The 19973-nt window shown below is 55.3% G+C and carries 17 protein-coding genes; 15 read left to right on the forward strand and 2 right to left on the reverse strand.

Annotated elements, in window-relative coordinates; all coding sequences use genetic code 11:
* Positions 1-3: 3 nt before the first annotated feature.
* On the reverse strand, positions 4-1338 hold the full coding sequence (locus ROA7450_RS10230) for an NAD(P)-dependent oxidoreductase (RefSeq protein WP_085805607.1): 1335 nt from the start codon (positions 1336-1338) through the stop codon (positions 4-6).
* 244 nt (positions 1339-1582) lie between these two features.
* On the opposite strand from ROA7450_RS10230, the gene ROA7450_RS10235 reads away from it, so the two are divergent.
* The 12 genes from ROA7450_RS10235 (at position 1583) to ROA7450_RS10290 (ending at position 15544) form a co-directional block, all read left to right on the forward strand.
* A complete protein-coding gene (locus ROA7450_RS10235; RefSeq protein ID WP_085805608.1) occupies positions 1583-2323 on the forward strand; it encodes an SDR family oxidoreductase in 741 nt (246 codons plus the stop codon).
* Position 2324: 1 nt separating this feature from the next.
* On the forward strand, positions 2325-3074 hold the full coding sequence (locus ROA7450_RS10240; protein ID WP_085805609.1) for an SDR family NAD(P)-dependent oxidoreductase: 750 nt from the start codon (positions 2325-2327) through the stop codon (positions 3072-3074).
* Positions 3075-3246: 172 nt separating this feature from the next.
* Positions 3247-4917 carry a thiamine pyrophosphate-binding protein gene (locus tag ROA7450_RS10245; protein ID WP_085805610.1) on the forward strand — a complete coding sequence of 557 codons (1671 nt, stop codon included), beginning with the start codon at positions 3247-3249 and terminating at the stop codon, positions 4915-4917.
* The gene (locus ROA7450_RS10250; RefSeq protein ID WP_085805611.1) at positions 4914-7001 is read left to right on the forward strand and encodes a hydantoinase/oxoprolinase family protein; all 2088 of its coding nucleotides are present in this window, start codon (positions 4914-4916) and stop codon (positions 6999-7001) included. Before ROA7450_RS10245 ends, ROA7450_RS10250 begins: the two co-directional genes overlap by 4 nt.
* A gap of 3 nt (positions 7002-7004) precedes the next feature.
* Positions 7005-8627, forward strand: coding sequence for a hydantoinase B/oxoprolinase family protein (locus ROA7450_RS10255; RefSeq protein ID WP_085805612.1), 1623 nt, complete (start codon positions 7005-7007; stop codon positions 8625-8627).
* The gene (locus ROA7450_RS10260; RefSeq protein WP_085805613.1) at positions 8624-9436 is read left to right on the forward strand and encodes an NAD-dependent epimerase/dehydratase family protein; all 813 of its coding nucleotides are present in this window, start codon (positions 8624-8626) and stop codon (positions 9434-9436) included. Before ROA7450_RS10255 ends, ROA7450_RS10260 begins: the two co-directional genes overlap by 4 nt.
* Positions 9436-10638, forward strand: coding sequence for an NAD(P)/FAD-dependent oxidoreductase (locus ROA7450_RS10265; protein ID WP_085805614.1), 1203 nt, complete (start codon positions 9436-9438; stop codon positions 10636-10638). The genes ROA7450_RS10260 and ROA7450_RS10265 overlap by 1 nt, the downstream gene beginning before the upstream one ends.
* A gap of 71 nt (positions 10639-10709) precedes the next feature.
* A complete protein-coding gene (locus ROA7450_RS10270) occupies positions 10710-11138 on the forward strand; it encodes a MerR family transcriptional regulator (protein ID WP_085805615.1) in 429 nt (142 codons plus the stop codon).
* 177 nt (positions 11139-11315) lie between these two features.
* Positions 11316-11966, forward strand: coding sequence for a TetR/AcrR family transcriptional regulator (locus tag ROA7450_RS10275; RefSeq protein WP_085805616.1), 651 nt, complete (start codon positions 11316-11318; stop codon positions 11964-11966).
* Entirely contained in the window at positions 11963-13150 is a 1188-nt protein-coding gene (locus tag ROA7450_RS10280; protein ID WP_085805617.1) for a pyridoxal phosphate-dependent aminotransferase, read from the forward strand. The genes ROA7450_RS10275 and ROA7450_RS10280 overlap by 4 nt, the downstream gene beginning before the upstream one ends.
* The gene (locus ROA7450_RS10285; RefSeq protein ID WP_085805618.1) at positions 13147-14745 is read left to right on the forward strand and encodes a 5-guanidino-2-oxopentanoate decarboxylase; all 1599 of its coding nucleotides are present in this window, start codon (positions 13147-13149) and stop codon (positions 14743-14745) included. The genes ROA7450_RS10280 and ROA7450_RS10285 overlap by 4 nt, the downstream gene beginning before the upstream one ends.
* 16 nt (positions 14746-14761) lie before the next feature.
* A complete protein-coding gene (locus ROA7450_RS10290; RefSeq protein ID WP_085805619.1) occupies positions 14762-15544 on the forward strand; it encodes a dimethylarginine dimethylaminohydrolase family protein in 783 nt (260 codons plus the stop codon).
* 41 nt (positions 15545-15585) lie between these two features.
* On the opposite strand, the gene ROA7450_RS10295 is transcribed toward ROA7450_RS10290, so the two are convergent.
* Positions 15586-16458: a LysR substrate-binding domain-containing protein gene (locus tag ROA7450_RS10295; RefSeq protein WP_085805620.1), complete on the reverse strand. Its 873-nt coding sequence runs from the start codon at positions 16456-16458 to the stop codon at positions 15586-15588.
* Positions 16459-16572: 114 nt separating this feature from the next.
* Here ROA7450_RS10295 and ROA7450_RS10300 point away from each other — a divergent pair, with 114 nt between their 5' ends.
* The 3 genes from ROA7450_RS10300 to ROA7450_RS10310 all read left to right on the forward strand — a co-directional run bounded on the left by ROA7450_RS10300 (position 16573) and on the right by ROA7450_RS10310 (position 19423).
* Positions 16573-17607, forward strand: a complete 1035-nt coding sequence (locus ROA7450_RS10300) for an L-histidine N(alpha)-methyltransferase (protein WP_085805621.1) — start codon at positions 16573-16575, stop codon at positions 17605-17607.
* Positions 17564-18778, forward strand: a complete 1215-nt coding sequence (locus tag ROA7450_RS10305) for an MFS transporter (RefSeq protein WP_085805622.1) — start codon at positions 17564-17566, stop codon at positions 18776-18778. The genes ROA7450_RS10300 and ROA7450_RS10305 overlap by 44 nt, the downstream gene beginning before the upstream one ends.
* A 255-nt stretch (positions 18779-19033) precedes the next feature.
* Complete coding sequence (locus tag ROA7450_RS10310) at positions 19034-19423, forward strand: helix-turn-helix domain-containing protein (RefSeq protein ID WP_085805623.1); 390 nt, start codon at positions 19034-19036, stop codon at positions 19421-19423.
* Positions 19424-19973: the final 550 nt, after the last annotated feature.

Raw genomic sequence — 19973 nt, forward strand, 5'->3', positions numbered from 1 at the left:
TGGTTAGCTTTGAAGAGCTGCGTGAATGTTGATCGCCGCATCGCGGCCCTCGGCAACCGCGGTCACCGTCAGATCGTCGCCACCTGTGGCGCAATCTCCCCCGGCCCATACGTTTGCGAGACTGGTGCGTCCGTTTTCCTCGACCTGGATCTTGCCGCCTGATAGGACCAGATCGTCGGGTGCTCCCGCCAAGTTTTGACCGATAGCTTTAAAAACCTGATCTGCAGCGAGGTGAAACACCTCTCCGGTTGGTTTCAGTTTGCCATCTTTCGTCTCGGTATAAGCAAACTCGACGTTCAGACCGGTGCCATTGCTGACGATTTTTTCCGGTTGCGCGTTATAGATGATGCGCACGCCCTGAGAGGTCGCCAGTTGCTGCTCATAGACCGACGCGCTCATGCTATCTTTTTCGCGTCGGTATACCAATGACACATCCTGCGCACCCAATAGCTTGCTTTGCACCGCCGCATCGACTGCGGTCATGCCGCCGCCGATCACTACAACGCGCCGCCCGACATCGACCTTTTGAAGATCTTCGGCTTGTCGCACCTCTGAGATGAATGAGACAGCATCAATGACATTGTCAGAATCCTCGCCATCACATCGCAAGGTGTTCACGCCTGACAGTCCCATGCCCAAGAATACGGCATCAAAACTGGCCTGAAGGTCCGGCAGTGAAAGCCCATCGCCAATCTTTCGTCCGTAGGCCATGGTAATGCCTCCCACGGACAGCAGCCAGTCCAATTCGCGCTGTGCGAAGTTGTCGACTGACTTGTAAGCGGCGATACCGAATTCGTTCAATCCGCCACCCTTGGCGCGCGATTCAAATATTGTGACCTCGTGGCCGTGCATGGCCAACCGGTGTGCGCAGGCCAATCCCGCAGGTCCGGCCCCAACAACGGCGATGCTTTTCCCAGTCGGCGTGGCCCGCTTGAACGGGTGCTTGTCTTTGGCCATAAGCGTATCCGTTGCAAAACGCTGCAATCGGCCTATTTCAACCGGCTTACCTTCGGCGGCTTCGCGCACGCAGGCCTCTTCGCATAAGGTCTCGGTTGGGCAGACCCGTGCACACATGCCGCCAAGAATATTCTGTTCAAATATTGTCATGGCCGAGGCCTCGGGTGTGCCGGTGCTGATCTGACGAATGAACAAAGGGATGTCGATCGAGGTCGGGCAGGCCGTCAAGCACGGCGCGTCATGGCAAAAATAGCAACGGTCTGCGGCGACCATGGCCTCATGCTCGGATAAAGGGCTGTGCAAGTCCTCAAAGTTTGCCGCCAGTTCTTCGCTGCTCAACCGGCCAGAAGCAATTCCTGACGTGGATACTGAGTTTGCCATTTGCGCCTCCCGAGCTGTATGCCTTTCTTTTTAGGCTACACAGTTTTAAAAATTTATCAATTGGTAAAAATTTTAAATGCAGATGTTACTATTAATGATATCTCGCCTGAGCTGGTACACGTCCCGCATTGGAGCACTCTAAGTTCAGTCACGTTCTGAAATTAAGTGATGTACTCTGGTAAAAGTTTAGGACAGTCTTTGGCCATGGGCGTAGTGCAAAGCCCTGTTAAATGGTGATCGACAGATGGAAATTCCTGAACAAATCGCGCTTGTGACCGGGGCAACAAGCGGTATCGGAAAGGCAATCACCTTGGCTCTTTCTAAGGCGGGTTTCCAAGTCATCGCGCTGGGACGCGATCCTGTAGCGCTGGAGCAGATGCAACACACCTCGGGTGTGCGTCCGCTCGCATTGGATTTGTTGGATCGCGAAGCTTTGGCCGGTGCATTGCAAGGTGAAAAAATTGATGTTCTGGTGAACAATGCCGGGGTGATCCCACCCGCGGTCGAATTCGATCAGATGGATCAGAATGACATCGACGCAACGATTGCCGTGAACCTAAGCGCGTCCCTTGCCACAACACGTTTGGTGTTGCCGGGGATGATGGCGCGCAAGCACGGACATGTGTTTTTTATTGGCTCCACTGCCGGGCAAGCCGCCTTTCCAAGCATGGCCGTCTATGGCGCAACCAAGGCCGCCATTTCCAGCTTTGCGGTGGCTCTGCGCTGCGACATTTCCGGATCTGGTGTAAGGGTGACTGAGATCGTTGCGGGCCGGGTTGAAACGAATCTGTACAAAGAGGTGCTAAACGATCAGGCGCGCACCGACATGTATGGCGCCTTCGACGCGGTCCAGCCCGAAGATGTGGCCGCGATGCTTCTTTCGGTACTGCAGATGCCAGCCCATGTGGACGTGACGCGCTTTGATATTCTCCCGACCGCCCAGTTTGTAGGCGGTGGTGGGTTTGCCAAAAAGGACAACGAATAAGATGGATGGATTATCGGTTGTGATTGTTGGCGGCGGCGCCGGTCTGGGTCTTTTGCTGGCGGACATGGCTGTGGAATATGGCGCGGCGGGTGTTGGCGTCATTGATATTGATGGTGAAGCGGCGGACGCGGCCTTGGCCAGTGCGCGCAGCGCCGGTGTAAAAAACGCTTCTGCCGCTGGTGATATTCGGACCGCCGAGTCTGCACAGGCAGCCTTTGCGCAAGTTACCGATCAATTAGGTCGGGTTGATACGGTGATCAATTCAGCGGCAATTTATCCACGCAAGCCGATGCTTGAGATCACCGATGAGGACTGGGATGCTTCGAACGCGGTCAACATCAAGGGAACGTTCCATATTTGTGTGGCCGCGATCAAACAGTTCCGCGCGCAGGAAACTGAGGGTGTCGTCAAAGGTCGGATCGTCAACATCACCTCGGTCGACGCCTTCAAGGCGCATCCGCAAAATGCCCATTACGCCGCGACTAAGGCGGCGGTGGTGAGCCTGACTAAAAGCTTCGCACATGAAGTTGCACCAGATAATATCTTGGTCAATTCCGTGGCTCCGGCAGGAATGGCCACTGAAAGGGCGCGTGACGCTGGGTTCTTGGGTGAACTTGCCGCCGCCAGTCCATTAGGGCGTGGCGGAGAACCGCGCGAGATGGCGGAGTGGGTGATGATGGCTGGCGGTCCGAAAAACACTTACATGACGGGTGAAAACATCATTGTCTCCGGCGGTTATATTTACGCCTAAAGAGCTTTGACCAACATTTGTGTGCAGGAAAGGCTTGCGCGCCAACCCCATTTCAGAGTGATCTGGCGAAGTGGGATTCAGAATGGTCTGAATACCGAAGAATTCCCGCACCGGCTTGCGTAGATCAATGCGCATTGAGTGAGACCAAAAGATCGAAAGTGACGGCTTCGAAATGACAGAACAAAATGGCGGAAAACTCCTTGTTGCTTGCCTGCAAGCCTTGGGTGCAAAACACAGTTTTGGCGTGCCAGGAGAAAGCTATTTGGCGGTGCTAGATGCTTTGCACGACACAGCAGGGGCACTGGATTTCACGCTATGTCGAAACGAAGGTGGCGCCGCCTTCATGGCTGCGGCCTATGGCAAATTGACCGGCACGCCGGGCATCTGTTTCGTCACCCGGGGTCCGGGCGCGACCAATGCCTCGATTGGGGTGCATACGGCGATGCAGGACAGTGCGCCGATGATCCTGTTTGTCGGTCAGGTCGGCACCGATATGAAAGGCCGCGAGGCGTTTCAGGAAATCGACTACCGCGCCTATTTCGGAACAGTGGCCAAATGGGTCACCGAGATTGATGATGCCGACCGTATCCCTGAGATTGTCGCGAGAGCCTGGACAACAGCAAATTCTGGTCGACCCGGGCCGGTGGTCATCGCACTGCCTGAAGACATGTTAACGGATATGACGGCAGCGCCAGCACTCATCGGTCCGGTGTCTGTTGAGGAGGCCGCGCCGTCAACGGCATCTGTCCAAACGACCATTTCAATGATTTCCAAGGCAGAGCGGCCTGTGATCCTGTATGGCGGCTGTAATTGGACGCAAGAGGGGTCAAGCGCCCTGCAATCCTTTGCCGAAGCAAATAATATCCCTGTCGTTTCGGTTTTTCGATATCAGGATCAGTTCGACAATCATTCTCCCTGCTTTTGCGGCGAAGCGGGCGTCGGGATGCCCCCGACAGTGAGAAAATTGCTGGCGGAATCTGACCTTCTGTTGGCGGTAAACAATCGCTTTGGTGAAAACTCCACCGATGGGTACACCCTGTTCAGCCTGCCCAAAACAAAACAAACTCTGATTCACGTCCATAGCTCTGATCGAGAGTTAGGCAAAATCTATGTTCCCGACTTGGCTGTTCATGCAGGTCCGAACGCTTTTGCAAAAGCTTTGGCCCAAAAGACAGTCAAAGGACAATGGGCCGATTGGCGGGCGCGGGCACGTTCGGAGTTCGAGGCCGGACTGGAAGCGCCAGATCAACCTAGCCCTGTTGATATGGGCAAGGTCATTACCTTCTTGCAAAAACGCCTGCCGGGAGATGCAATTCTGTGTAATGGCGCGGGGAATTTCGCCATATGGCCAAATAAGTTTTTCATGTTTGGCTCTGATCAACGCCTGCTTGCCCCGCAATCTGGCGCGATGGGGTACGGTCTGCCTGCGGCCATTGCCGCGAAAGTGGCAGAGCCCGGCCGCACCGTGGTCTGCTTTGCCGGTGACGGTGACTTCCAGATGAACTGTCAGGAACTTGGCAGTGCCATGCAGGCCGGGGCGCAGCCGATCATTTTAATCCTCAACAACGGCACTTATGGCACCATCCGTATGCATCAGGAACGCACCTATCCGGAACGCGTATCAGGAACGTCACTGGAGAACCCCGATTTTGTGAGGCTCGCGCAATCTTATGGCTTCCACGCGGAATATGTGGGCAGCACTGCAGAGTTTGAGCCCGCCTTTGAACGCGCCATGGCGTCAGTGACAGGTGCAGTGCTGGAGCTCAACATCTCTGCCGAGGCGCTAACCCCGCGCCAATCATTGAGCGAGATGCGGGCCGCTGCAAAGGAAAACAGTGCATGAGCACGCAGGACATTCGCGTAGGTGCCGACATCGGCGGCACCTTTACCGATATCGCGCTGGATCTGCGCGGCGAGATTTTCTCGACCAAAGTCCTGACAAACTACGCGGCACCCGAACAGGCGATTTTGGATGGAATCGCCATCGTGACCGAACAGGCCGGGATTGCCTTTGGCGATCTGGATATTATCATCCACGGTACCACGTTGGCCACCAATGCCCTGATTGAACGGCGTGGGGCCAAAACCGCATTGATCACCACCGAAGGGTTCCGGGATGTGATCGAAATGCGCACCGAAAATCGGTTTGACCAATATGATCTGAACATCAAATTGCCTGAACCGCTGATCCCGCGACAGCATCGTTTTCCTGTTGCAGGCCGGATTGATGCGCAAGGGAACGAATTACAGGCTCTGGATGAGGTGCGGCTCAATGCGCTGGCGGATGAGATTGCACAGGGTGGCTTTGGCGCGGTGGCAATCGGATTTATCCATTCGTATCAAAACCCAGAGCATGAGGAGCGTGCCCGCGATATTCTGGCTGCGAAACTGCCCGGCATACCGATTTCGATCAGCGCCGAGGTCAGCCCACAAATGCGAGAGTTCGAGCGCTTCAATACTGTGTGCGCCAATGCCTATGTGCGCCCGCAGATGGAGGATTATTTGACGCGATTGCAAAGTCGCCTCAAAGATCACGGCGCCAATTGCCCGATTTTCATGATCCATTCGGGAGGTGGTCTCATTTCCGTGGAAACGGCCATCGAATTCCCGGTGCGACTGGTGGAATCCGGTCCCGCAGGCGGGGCGATCTTTGCCGCGGATGTCGCCGCGCGCTTTGGTCTGAAAAACGTTGTCAGCTACGACATGGGCGGCACCACCGCCAAGATCTGCCTGATCGAAGATTTTGAACCGCAAACCGCCCGCACATTCGAGGTCGCCCGCACCTATCGTTTCTGCAAAGGGTCGGGCATGCCCATTTCGATCCCTGTGATCGAAATGATCGAGATTGGGGCCGGTGGTGGTTCCATCGCTTGGGTTGATGCCATGGGGCGCATCCAAGCCGGCCCGGAGAGCGCCGCTTCAGAACCCGGCCCGGCTTGTTATCAGCGCGGCGGTGAGCGACCAGCAATCACCGATGCCGATGTGATGCTGGGCAAGATTGACCCCGACAACTTCGCCGGTGGGGCAATCCAATTGAGCAAGGGGGCTGCCTCTGCGGCGATTGCGAAAGACGTTGGCGATAAGCTGTCTTTATCACCGCTCGAGGCGGCCTTTGGCATCTGTGAAGTGGTTGATGAAAATATGGCCAATGCCGTCCGGGTTCACGCGGTGGAAAATGGCAAAAGCATCTCGGATAATGTCATGATCGCCTTTGGCGGGGCGGCCCCGCTGCATGCCGCGCGTCTGTGCGAAAAGCTAGGGATTGATCAATGCCTGATCCCACCTGGTGCGGGTGTTGGCTCGGCCATCGGGTTTCTTAAGGCCCCCTTTGGGTACGAGGCGCTGGCTTCGCGGTTGGTGCGGCTGTCCGAGTTTGACGCAGATGCCGTGAATGCCATGTTGTCCGACCTGCGCGATACCGCCGAAGGGTTCGTTCGGGCCGGGACGGATGGAGAGATCAAGCGCGAGATGATTGCCTATATGCGTTATCAAGGCCAAGGCTGGGAGATCCCTGTGGCTTTGCCTGATCGCGTATTGACCCCCGACGATGCTGACCTGATCCGTGCCCGGTTTCGGGAAAACTATGCCCAGTTCTTTGGCCGCGCTATTGATGGTTTGGATGGGTTAGAGATTGAGATTGTCACTTGGTCGATGAAGGCCAGCGACAGTCGCCCAACCCCCGCCCGGCAAGCTTTGCTGACAGACGGGGAGATTACTCAGACAACAACCACGCGCCCGGTTTTTTACCCCAGCAATGACGGCCTCCAAGACAGTGGCCTCGTGGAACGCAACACTCTGACGATTGGCGACCGCGTCCAAGGCCCCGCGGTGATCGTCGAACGCGAGACTTCGACCGTCGTCACCTCGCACTTTGATGCTGTATTGCAAGGCGACGGTACCATTCTTCTAATTCGGAAGGAGGCATAAGCCATGGCTGGGTTGTCAGAAATTCGCATGCAGGTGATGTGGAACCGCCTGATTTCCGTTGTCGAAGAACAGGCGCTGACGCTTTTGCGCACGGCCTTTTCAACCTCGGTGCGCGAGGCAGGCGATTTGTCTGCTGGCGTGTTTACTCCCGACGGCCCGATGTTGGCGCAGGCCGTGACCGGAACCCCCGGTCACGTAAACACCATGGCCGAAGCCGTCTTGCATTTTCTCGCCGAGATTCCGCGCGAGGAGATGTTCGAGGGCGATTGCTATGTCACCAATGACCCCTGGAAGGGCACGGGTCACCTGCATGACATCACCATGGTTGCGCCCTCCTTCAAGGACGGGCAACTGGTGGCCTTCTTTGCCTGCACGGCGCATGTGGTTGATGTGGGTGGGCGCGGGTTTGGGGCCGACGGCAAGTCGGTTTTTGAGGAAGGCCTCCTGATCCCGATCATGAGATTCGCGGATCGCGGCACCGTGAACCGCGATCTGATCAACATCCTGCGCAACAACGTACGTGAACCCAATCAGGTGGTCGGCGATTTCTATTCGCTCTCGGCCTGCAATGAAGTTGGCCATCGTCGCCTGATCGACATGATGGCAGAGACGCAGATGGACACGCTGGATGATCTGGCTGAGTTCATCTTTGACCGCTCCCGCACCGCGACCTTGGAACGGATCGCCGCCTTGCCCAAGGGGATGTGGCAAAATGAGATGATGGTCGATGGCTATGACGTGCCAGTCAAACTGGTGGCGACTTTGTCGGTGAACGAGGATGAAGTGACCGTAGATTTCACCGGCACCGACGGTGTCAGCAAATGGGGCATCAACTGCCCGATGATCTATTCCAAAGCCTATGCCTGCTACGCGGTCAAATGTGTGGTTGCACCGGACATTCCAAACAACTCCGCTTCACTTGCACCCTTCACAGTGACCTCGCCCGTGAATATCCTCAATGCCGAACGCCCGGCTCCGGTTTCCTTGCGCCATGTCATGGGCCATATGGTGCCCGATCTGGTGCTGGGGACATTGGCCAAAGCTTTGCCGGGCCAAATCATGGCCGAAGGCGCGGCGGCCTTGTGGAACATTCACATCTCGGCCCGCCCCGAAGCGGGAAAAGATGGTCGCCGATCCGAAGTTCTGATGTTCAATTCCGGCGGCACTGGTGCGCGCCCAGAGCTGGACGGCTTGGGGGCAACCGCCTTTCCTTCGGGCGTGCACACCATGCCGATTGAGGCCACAGAACACACCGGCCCCATCGTGGTCTGGCGCAAAGAGCTGCGCCCAGACAGCGGTGGGGCCGGGCGGATGCGCGGCGGTTTGGGACAGGTCATTGAAATCGCACCTGCCGAGGGTCACGAGTTTGATTTTTCTGCCATGTTCGACCGGGTCAATCACCCTGCTCATGGCCGCGACGGGGGTGCCGATGGTGCGCCGGGTGTTGTCGAATTGGATGATGGAACCAAACTGCGTCCCAAGGGATGGCAGCACGTCCCTGCTGGCAATCGTCTGATCCTCAAGGCTCCCGGTGGCGGTGGCTTTGGCCCCGAAAATGAACGCAGTGAAGAAGCCCGCGCCGAGGACCAGCTTAAGGGATATGTAACGAAAGAGACTTCAGAATGACGCATTTCAATCGAATCCTGATCACGGGGGCGGCAGGTCGTCTTGGGATAGAACTGCGCAAAGGCCTCGCGCACCTGGCGACACATGTGCGGATTTCCGACCGGGTCGAATTGGCGGATGTGCAGCCCAATGAAGAGGCCGTCGTTTGTGAGTTAGGTGATTATGAGGCGGTCATGGTTCTGACCAAGGACGTTGATGCCATCGTGCATTTTGGCGGGGCCCCGCTGGAGGTGGAGTTCGAAACCATTCTCGACAGCAACATTCGCGGCTCGTACCACATCTACGAAGGGGCCCGCAAAAACGGGGCGAAACGTGTCATCTATGCCTCATCGGTACATGCCATCGGGTATCACGAGATGGAAGCGCATATTGATGCCGACAGCCCGGTACGTCCCGACAGCCTCTATGGCGTCTCAAAAAATTTCGTCGAAAACCTCAGCCGCCTCTATTGGGACAAGTTCGGTATTGAAAGCCTCTGCCTGCGGATCTTTTCCTCGTTTCCGGAACCGGCAGATCGCCGGATGCTCTGGAGCTGGCTGAGCTTTGCTGACTGCGTGCAATATGTTGAACGCGCGCTGGTTGCGCCGAGGTTGGGGCATACTATCGGGCATGGGTTATCTGACAACCGGCTGAAAGTTGTCGATGACAGCAAAGCGGGCCACATCGGGTTCCATCCCAAAGACAGCGCCGAGCCGTTCCGGGACGCGATGGAAGCCAAAACCGATGCCCCAGATCCCAATGCGGCCAGTGTCAAATACATCGGCGGCTGGTTTTGCGAGCTGGGCCACCCGGATGACGAGGGCAAGTGATGCGCGATGGCTACGATGTGGTGATCATTGGCGGTGCGGTGATCGGCTCGTCCGTGGCGTATTTTCTGACGGCCAACCCCGACTTTGACGGTTCCGTTCTGATTATCGAGCGCGACTCAAGCTTTGCTCAGGCGTCGACCTCGCTCAGCTCCAGTTCAATCCGCAATCAGTTTTCCAACCCGATCAATGTTCAGATCAGCCAGTTTGGCACCCAGTTCATTCGCGATTTTGCCGAGGTGATGGAAGTGGATGGTGACAAGCCGGATCTGGGGTTTCACGAAGGCGGCTATCTCTTTCTGGCGCAAACTGACACGCAAGTTCAGATCCTGCGCGAAAATCATGCGGTGCAGAAATCTTTGGGTGCCGATGTTGTGTTATGGGACCCAGGTCAGATCAAGACTGCTTTCCCTCACCTGCGCGTGGATGACCTGCAATTGACCAGTTACGGCCAGTCCGGGGAAGGCTGGTTTTCCAACACCGGGTTGATGAATGGGTTTCGAAACAAGGCGCGCGCTCAAGGTGCCGATTATTTGATTGATGAAGTGGTGGATATCCTGCGCAGCAAGGATCAAATCACCGGTGTCGCGCTTAAAAGCGGCCGGAGCATTGCCTGCGGGACGCTGGTCAATGCTTCTGGCCCACGCGCGGCGCAAACGGCGGCCATGGCAGGTTTGACCATTCCAGTTGAACCACGCAAGCGGTCTATCTTTGTCTTTGATTGCGCCACGACGCCTGAAGGATCCGCAACCGTGAACCGTGGGCGGCTGCCTCTGATGATTGATCCGTCCGGCACATTCTGCCGACCCGAAGGCCAGTACTTTCTGGCTGGCACCGTCCCAGCAGATGATCCAATGGTGGATTGGGATGACTTTGAACCCCGCCACGAAGAGTTTGACCGGATCTGGATGGATCTCGCCAATCGTTCCGAGGCGTTCGAGGCAGTTAAACTGGTTAACTTCTGGGCGGGGCATTACGCCTTTAACACTTTGGACCACAACGTCATCGCCGGGTCACATAATAAGGTGCGTAACTTCCTCTTTGCCAACGGATTTTCCGGCCACGGGTTGCAGCAATCCCCGGCCATCGGACGGGGGATTTCTGAATGGATCACCTATGGTGAATTCCGCACCTTGGACCTAAGCGAAATTGGCTACGATCGCGTTGTGCGCAATGAACCCTTCCTGGAAAAGGCTGTGATCTAAAGGCCTCGCACTTGTCCACAAGGTCATCGCAGCATAGGTGTGGTTAAATCTACAGTGATTAGAGGTTTGCCATGCTGACCATCGGAACCCTTGCCCGCAAAACCGGCACCAAAGTGCAGACCATCCGCTATTACGAGCAGATCGGCCTGATGAACGAACCGGGGCGTACCGCTGGGGGACAGCGTCGCTATACGCATGAGGATCTGGATAGGCTATCCTTCGTGCGTCACGGGCGGCAACTTGGGTTTTCGCTGGAGGCGATCCGCGACCTTCTGGGGTTGGCAGATCATCCGGAACAATCCTGCTCTGAGGCGGATTCGATTGCGCAACAGCAACTGATCCAGGTGCAGCAACGAATCTTACGGCTCAAGGCGTTGGAAAAAGAGCTCAAACGTATGATCGCTGATTGTAGCGGCGGGCAAAGTAAAGACTGCCGCGTACTCGAAGTGTTGCGCGACCATTCGGAATGCCTGACTGATCACGCCAACATTGGCGAATAACGCGCTGAGTATCCCACCGTTTATGTTTCATGATGCCCACCTCTTGTGGGGTGGGTTTATGTCCATTTTATCAGGCGCTTACATCTAGTTCATTGTGCCGTTCAAAATTCTGTCTTGCGAAGGGTTGAAAATCAATATTTATACAAACGTATAACTATTAGAAACCCAGAAACACGCATGTCCGAAAACGAGCCAAAATTCCGGCGCGAGCCAGCGCAGCAACGCAAAGAAGCGTTGATTGAGGCGACTCTGACCCTGATTGCCGAGCAAGGCATTCGGGGCGCGACGGTGCGTGAAATTGCCAAGCGAGCCGAGGTCACCCAAGGACTGATCCGGCATTATTTTTCGTCCAAGGAAGAGCTGATCAGCGCCGCATATGAATACCACATGAAGGTTATGACCCAGTTGACCGAAGGGACCGATCTTCAGGCAAACACTTCTGGTAAGACGCGTTTGGTGCGTTTCGTTGAAAGCGGGCTGACGCCACCGGTGGTGGACCCAAGGGCGGTCTCCTTGTGGGCAGGTTTTTTGAACAAGGTACGCGCGGACGCGCAGATGTTTGAAATTCACGAACAGACCTACCACGACTTTCGTGGCCGGCTTGAAGCGTTGATTGGGGAGGCATTGAACGAGGCAAACATTCTCATCACGCCACCCCGCCTGCGCAGTTTGGCCATTGCTTGCAACGCCGTGATGGACGGGTTGTGGATGGAAGGCGGCGCACTGCCAGATGCTTTCGAGCCAGAAGAGCTGCCGCGCATCGGGCTCGAATCGATCAGCGCGATCATCGGGTTGGAACTCACACAGACAACAGAAGGCCAGTCATGAGACAGACAGCAATAACAAAACGCCTTGCAGGCTTGGGTGGCGCCAAGTGGGAAGTCTATTCAAAGGCCAAAGACCTGGTGGCGCAGGGCCAAGACATTATCGAGATGACCATTGGTGAGCCGGATGTTTCTGCCCCAGCGGAGCTGGTTGAGGCTGCGGTTGATTCCCTGCAACGCGGGCGCACGACCTATTCGAATGGCCGCGGTGAGGCGGGGCTGCGCAATGCCTTGGCTGAACGCTACTCCCAAAGCACCGGTCGCGCCATCACTGCAGATCAGGTTCTGTGCTTTCCGGGCACGCAAACAGCCCTTTACGCCGTGCTAATGGGCGTGGCCGAGGCGGGCAACGAGGTGCTGGTCGGGGACCCGATGTATGCCACCTACGAGGGCGTCATCCGCGCCAGCGGAGCCGATGTCGTGCCCGTACCGCTGCGCCCAGAAAACGGGTTTCGCATCTCGGCAGAGGATATCGCCACCCGGATTACGCCCAAAACTTCGGCCATCTTGCTGACCACGCCCCACAATCCGACCGGGGCAGTTTTGACCGATGTGGACGTTGAGGCCATCGGCAAGCTGGCAATTGAGCATGACTTGTGGATCATTTCGGATGAGGTTTATGATCAACTGATCTTTGACGGATCGGCCTTCTCCTCGCCCCTGGCTCGCGCTGAACTGGCTGAACGCGTTGTCGTTGTCTCCTCGATTTCCAAATCACACGCCGCTCCGGGTTTTCGTAGTGGTTGGTGTGTAGGCTCCGAGGCCTTTACCGAGGCGCTGCTGCCCCTGTCCGAGACCATGCTATTCGGCAACCAGCCCTTCATCGCAGATGCCACGGAAAGGGCCATTCGCGAAGGCTCAAGCGTGGCGGCTGGAATGGCACAACGTTATTCCGCGCGTGTTGATCGCTTGCAGGCACTGCTGTCGAAAGAGACACAACTTCGGGTGCTGCGGCCACAGGCGGGCATGTTCGCGATGATCGAAGTGTCGGCCACCGGCATGAACGGCAACGACTATGCCTTGCACTTGCTGGAACACGGCAAGGTCGCGGTCATGCCTGGCACCTCGTTCGGCATGACGGTAGACAATTGGGTGCGTGTCGCCCTGACGGTTGATGATGAAACCTTTGCAACCGCGTGCGACCGCATCGTCGCCCACGCAAATCAGTTACAGTTGGAGGCAACATGACAAGTATTGGAGAAGCGCTGGTATCCCAGCTGGTTGAACGTGAGGTTGAGGTCGTTTTTGGAATCCCCGGAGTGCACACGGTTGAGCTTTATCGTGGACTGGCCTCATCGGGTATCCGCCATGTCACGCCACGGCATGAACAGGGGGCTGGCTTTATGGCCGATGGCTATGCGCGTGTCTCGGGCAAGCCGGGTGTGGCTTTTGTGATCACCGGTCCGGGGTTGGCCAATACGCTCACAGCAATGGGTCAGGCTCGGGCGGACAGCGTGCCTATGCTAGTGGTCTCTGGTGTGAACACCCGCGCGAGCCTTGGCAAAGGGCTGGGTCATCTGCACGAATTGCCAGACCAACGTGCTATGGCAAGAACCGTGGCCCTGTTGTCTGAACGGATTGAGGGATCTGAGGATCTATTGCCAGCACTGGAGCGGGCTTTTGCCCCGTTTGAGGCGGGGCGTCCGGGTCCAACTCATATCGAGATACCGCTTGATGTTGCCGGCGCTGAGTATTCAGAGGCGGACCACGACAATGCATCGTCAAATGGTGGCATCGTCAACCCCATTCAAGTCACACAAGCTGTTAACCTTCTGGCTGACGCAAAGGCCCCGGTCATTCTGGCCGGTGGTGGAGGTCGGCGGGCCGCAGAAGGTATCGTTGCATTGGCCGAAATGCTGGATGCGCCCGTGGTGCAAACCGTGAATGCGCGCGGGATTATGCACAAGCACCCGCTGGGCGTGCCCGCTAGCCCAAGCCTGAAATCGGTGCAGGCCTTGATAGAAGAGGCGGACGTGGTGTTGGCCCTAGGAACCGAATTAGGTCAGACTGATTACGATATGTATGCCACTGGCGAAATGGCCAAGGTGTCATCTTTGATACGGGTGGATTTGTGCCCGGAACAATTGGCCCGACAGGATGCTGAACTATCGATTGTAGGGGATGCTGCACTTGTTGTGCAGGCCATGCTGGCAAGTCTTGATGGGCAAACCACATCGGCCAACGGCGCTGACCGCGCGGCAAAGACACGACAAGCTGCCTATGACGAAATTGGCCCAGAGTATCGCGCGCTCTGCGAGGTGCTGGATGCGATGCGTGATGCTGTTCCAGGTGCCTTGACCGTTGGCGATTCAGTTTATCCGATCTATGCGGGCAACATGTATTATGACCACGACCGCCCCGGTGGTTGGTTCAATGCCGCCACTGGATTTGGTGCGCTGGGATACGGAATCCCGGCGGCCATCGGTGCGGCCCTGGCCGATCCGTCTGCACCCGTGATCTGCATCGCCGGGGATGGCGGGGCGCAGTTCAGTCTGCCAGAGCTGATGTGTGCCGTGGATGAAAAGCTACCAATTACCTTCGTGATCTGGAATAACTTCGGCTATCAGGAAATCGCCACCTCGATGCAGGCGGTTGGGGTTACCGTTCTGGGCTGTGATCCGACACCGCCGGACTTTGAGCATGTCGCCCGGTCGTGCGCGATGCCGTTCTGGCGCATCGGGCCCGACCCCGCACTTGTGGCCGAGACGCTTCAATCCGCGCAATCGGTTGATGGCCCAAGGCTAATCGAAATCCGTGCCCCAAACCAATCGCATTCTGCGTGAGAGATCGAAACACGCCATGACAGACCCAACTTTCGAGTTCTCCCGCGCGATCACCCGTCGCCCAGCAGCCAGCATCACCCACGGCTTGCGCGCGGAGGACATCGGCACGCCTGATTTGGCCCAGATGCAGGCTGCACATGACCATTACGTTTCCACATTGAAGAATGCCGGTGCCGAGGTCATTGAACTGCCTCCTCTGGAGGATTTTCCGGATTCGGTTTTTGTCGAAGACACAACGCTTTGCCTCCAGCCTGGCGCGGTGATGATGCGCCCCGGCGCGCCAAGCAGATTGGGTGAAGTAGCGCAAATGGAGCCCGCCATTCGTGCGGTCTTTGATGATGTCCGCCAGATCAAGGGACCCGGGCATATCGAAGGTGGCGACATTCTTGTCACCGGGCGTGAAATCCTTGTCGGGCGCTCAGATCGCACAGATTCTACCGGCGTGGCAGAGCTGACCGGAATCGTTGCTGATTGGGGTTATACAGTGCGCGAAGTTTTCACCCCACCCGGCGTGCTGCATTTCAAGACCGACTGCTCTTTGCTGGATGGCGAGACGATCTTATCAACCAAGCGCCTTGATGCGTCGGGGTGTTTCAAAGGCTACCGCGTCTTACACGTGCCTGAAGGTGAAGAGGCCGCAGCCAATGCCATCAGGTTCAACCAGTTTGTTGTCAGCCCTGCAGGTTTTCCGCATACCGCCGAAATGCTGTGCCAGAATGGGTATGATGTGGTCGAAATCAACAATACAGAATGTGCCAAGCTGGATGGCGGCATGTCTTGTTTGTCACTAAGGTTCTGAGCGTCGCGCATTCTAGCTATGACTGGCCATGAAAAATTGCGTCAGTCGTTGTTCAAAATGGCCGCGCCAACATGATCAACCAGATGTTTGCGCAGGGCGTTGACGGTTCGGTTTTGCCGACCCTTTGAGCGATATATAGTCAGCTCAGTTGGTGGCAAATCAGGGAAACCGTCTTCAGAATGCAGCACCCTCAAATCCGAAGTGACCGCACCTGCCGGTAGGATGGAAACCCCCAGCCCGGATTTTAAAGCAACCCGAACGGCGGCCACACTGGTGGTCGACAAGGTCTCTTTCCATTCTCGCCCGATCGCGTTTAATGCCGCCTCGCCCGCAGCTCGGAACGGGCAGGGCGGGATGAACAGGATCAAACGAACAGGGTCGAGCGCATCGATGTCAAACTCCCGCCCAATCGCCCAGTAAAGTGGCTCACGCCAGATTTTGGTTGGTGGGTCTCTATCAGGATCGCGAATAGCTAGCGCTATATCGAGATGTCCCAATTTGATCTTTTCGCGCAGCATGGAACTATAACCGACACAAATTTCTAGTTTCACCTGGGGATTCAGACGGCTGAAGAGGCAAATGACCTCTTGCAGCTTATCGGTCGCAAACCATTCAGGGATACCGATCCTGACCACGCCCGTTAGTTCAGGGGCCGCTACCTTTTGAAACGCCTCGGCGGACATATCAACGATGTTTTTTGCGTATGAGAATAAGGCTTGGCCGCTTCCGGTCAGCTCGAGCTTGCGGGCGTGACGTTCAATCAGTTTTTGCCCGACCCGATCCTCAAGGCGCTTGAGCTGCATGCTGACAGCGGGTTGCGTTCTGTGCAATTTCTCGCTGGCATGTGTAAAGCTTCCTGTCTCAACAACAGAGACAAAGGCTTCTAGAAGCTCAATATCAAGCCGTGGTGGCATAATTCAACCTTATAACGAACCGTTATACGCTATCACAATTACCGATTACAGGGTTTTGTATCAAGTGTTTAACCATACTGACATGTCGAAACCCAAAGAAATTAGAGGATCGTAATGTCCGAAGCGCTTAAAACCAAATACTTATCCAATCTTGAACAACGAGAAGTTTACAACTTCGATGGACCCTTAAGGGCCAGTGTTGGACGAGCGTTGCAACTCCATTTAGGTGACGATGCAGGGCAGGTCATCCTTCAGGAGAACGTAGATAAGTACCAAGGCGATGAGGTCGGGGCTGCAAAAGATCTCACTGAGGTGTTCAACATTATGAAGCAGCTCAATGCCGAAGGGCTCTCGAATCCGGGCTTGGGCCGATTAGAGCCCAACAGTAAAAACTTTGGTCAGGCGCTCGACGAAAGCCTGAAAGACGTCGCGCAACGATGTGAGGGGCGGCCTCTGACCTATGTTGAACTGGGCCCCGAGCCCTCGAAGACATCACATATCCTGAAGCGTTTGCGTGCTCTTGGGATAGACATTGCATCCTATACGGGTGTAGATATTAACCCGACTTCGGAAACAGAAATGAGATCCGTGCTGCAGGACACATTACCAAACGACAAAATCAATTATCAGACAGTTCCCTTTGAATCTTTTAACACCCAGAGTTTACAAGGTGAGAATACGCAGGTTCTGGTGACGATGCTGGGTTTTCAGGAAGGCAATGAAGACCCGGCCACAATCGCAGATTGGTTTAAGTCGATGATGACGCCCGGCGATCTATTGCTGTCGGAAATGCAGCTTTATGCTGAGGACCGGCATGCGGACATCCAAACGCTTTATCACCACCCGTCGATGCGCCGTTTTTCGAAAATCGCCCTGACCCGTGCGCTGGGCAACCTGTTCTCCGACTATCACAGCTATCTTGTTCCCGTTGAACTGGCCGATGGTCACCAGATGCAGGCCATGATTTTGTGTGAGCAACTCAAAGATCGCGATGATCACGTAACTTTCGTGACAAACTATTGCCTGAAATACTCCAAAGAAGAATTCCGACGTTACAGAGAGCTGAGCGGAGCTTTTAACGTTGTTAGCGAAACCTATACTGGCGATGAAACCATCGTCTTCCAGCTTTCTCAGCGTGTCGGTGACTGACGCGGCGGTCATATTACACCCGGCCAAGGTCATCCCGGCTGGTATCGCTATTGTTGGAGTGACCTATGGTCTGGCCAGATATGCATATGGTCTGTTTCTGCCCTACATGCAGGAGGACCTGATGCTCTCGACCGAGGTCAGCGGCCTGATTGCGGGAATCTCCTATTTTGGCTATCTGGCGGCCACCTTGATTGGGGCCGGTGTGTCCGCCAGGTTTGGGGCCAGGCTGCCCGTCGTCATTGGTGGGTTGGCGGCTGCCATCGGCATGGGCTGTATCGCGACGGCCTCATCGGCTTGGGCACTGGGGGTGGGCGTGTTCATCGCGGGTGCCAGCCCGGGTCTGGCCTATCCGCCGCTATCAAAAATCATTCTGCGTCATGTTGAGGAAACCCATCGCGAAAAGTCTTATGCATGGATCAATAGTGGCACGGGCTTTGGTGTTCTGCTTGCGGGTCCGGTCGCGTTATTTGCCGGTGTAGATTGGCGGCTGGCGTGGGGGATCTTTGCAAGTCTGGCTTTGCTTGCAACATTCTGGAATCTGAGTCTGTTGCCGAAGCCGCAGAATTCCCAAGCCGGAGCCCAAAGAGCCTTCAGTTTTTCTGCAGCTCTTCGACGCAATGCATTTGGTCTATTTGCGGTCGCATTTTTGTTCGGTCTGGTGACATCAGTTTATTGGACCTTCGCCGTAGATTTGCTGGTGCGCGGCAATGGCTGGTCATCAGAAAATGCCGCCATGTTCTGGATTGTGGTCGGCGTCGCTGGAATATTGGGCTGTTTTGCGGGTCATCTGGTGCAGGTGATCGGTGTAAAGATCTGCTTTGTCATTGGCGCGCTCATCCTAGCCAGTGCTTTTTTGATGTTGCCAATGGCACCTCATATACCCGCTTTGGTCTTCCTATCCGCCGCTATATTTGGCGCAACCTTTATAGGCATTACTGCGCTGTTCGGTATCGCAAGCATTTATCTTTACAATGATCAGCCTGAAATCGGGTTTGGTATTGTCTTCTTCCTGATATCCCTTGGTCAACTTGTTGGACCGATTGGCGGCGGTTTTGCCATTGTTTCCTTTGGGATAAGCAATGTATTTCTGGTGACAGCCGCGTGTTGTTCGCTACTTGCGATTATGGCGCCGATCGAAAATATCAAAAGCATGACGGATCGGGGTGCATAACAGCGCCTTATATCATCTCGCGGTTGGTGAATTTTTTCTGATTTGATCTCCTGAGCCCTTCAGGGCTTAATTCAACCTGAGACTGCAGGTATTACAGCATTATCGCCTAAGGCTTACAGGGCCCTTTCTATTATTAATCTTTAAGTCGGTTGCCTGAAAAAAGTCGGTTGCCTGAAAAGCGATTGCGAAAGCAGCAGTTGGAGAAATGGAAATCAGATTTGCAAGAAGTTGCAATTGCCCGTTTGGAGAATCGTTATGCCTACCGCCCAAGAGATTGATTGCGCCATGGGGAAGATCATCAGATACCACCGTCGCGCAGCGGACCTTACACAAAGTGACCTCGGAAGCGCATCAGGGGTCAAATTCCAACAAGTTCAGAAGTATGAAACTGGAGCGAACAGAATCTCGATCAGCCGTCTTTTTGCGATAGCGCGGGCGTTACAGGTTACGCCTGTGGAACTTATCGCGTTGGTGCAAGAAGACATCGGCTATGATGGAGATGCCTCACGCGCGGAGCATCTGAAGTGCCTCGAGCTTTTATCCAACAAAAGTGCGCGCGCTTTGCGGAACGGCATTACTAACCTGAACAACCCTGCAATTCATGATGCTTTGGTGAAACTGATTACTGAACTGCAAGAGGGCTGACCGGCAGCTCAATGCGCAACCCGTGGCGTGCCCTCTAATCCAGATGAGACCCTGCTTTACTTTAGAGGGGAACCCTGTGGCTCTCATATATATGGTGCAGGACGATGAACCAATCTGGCATCCAAATGATGAAGCGCTAACACGTTCTTGTTTGTATTGCTGCAGTAGCGATGCCGAATTCAAAGTGCATTTGATGCTAGTTGAACGCTATCCGGTGAGGGTTAATCAATCATTAACGCGATTCACTTAGGGCGATTCCTCATCAACTGTCGCAATTCAGACAGGTCTCCTTCTGAATCTTTAGGTGAGTCTGTGTGTAAATTGGTGGATAAGTGGTGATTTGGGCCTAGATGTAGTGTTCGGACTGAAAGCAGGGGGGTTCGTATTGACGTTGGCGGCGTTATATTTCGGAGGAAACCCATACTATCCAATTGATATTGTTTTATTTTTTATAAAAGGTGAGTTTTTGAGTATTTTTTATAAAAAAGGGGTTGCGGGTTTTGGTGGGTAAGCATAGAACCCCCTTCACCGGCGGCGCTGAGGCGCACAA

The organism is Roseovarius albus (genome assembly GCF_900172335.1).
Classification (GTDB): domain Bacteria; phylum Pseudomonadota; class Alphaproteobacteria; order Rhodobacterales; family Rhodobacteraceae; genus Roseovarius; species Roseovarius albus.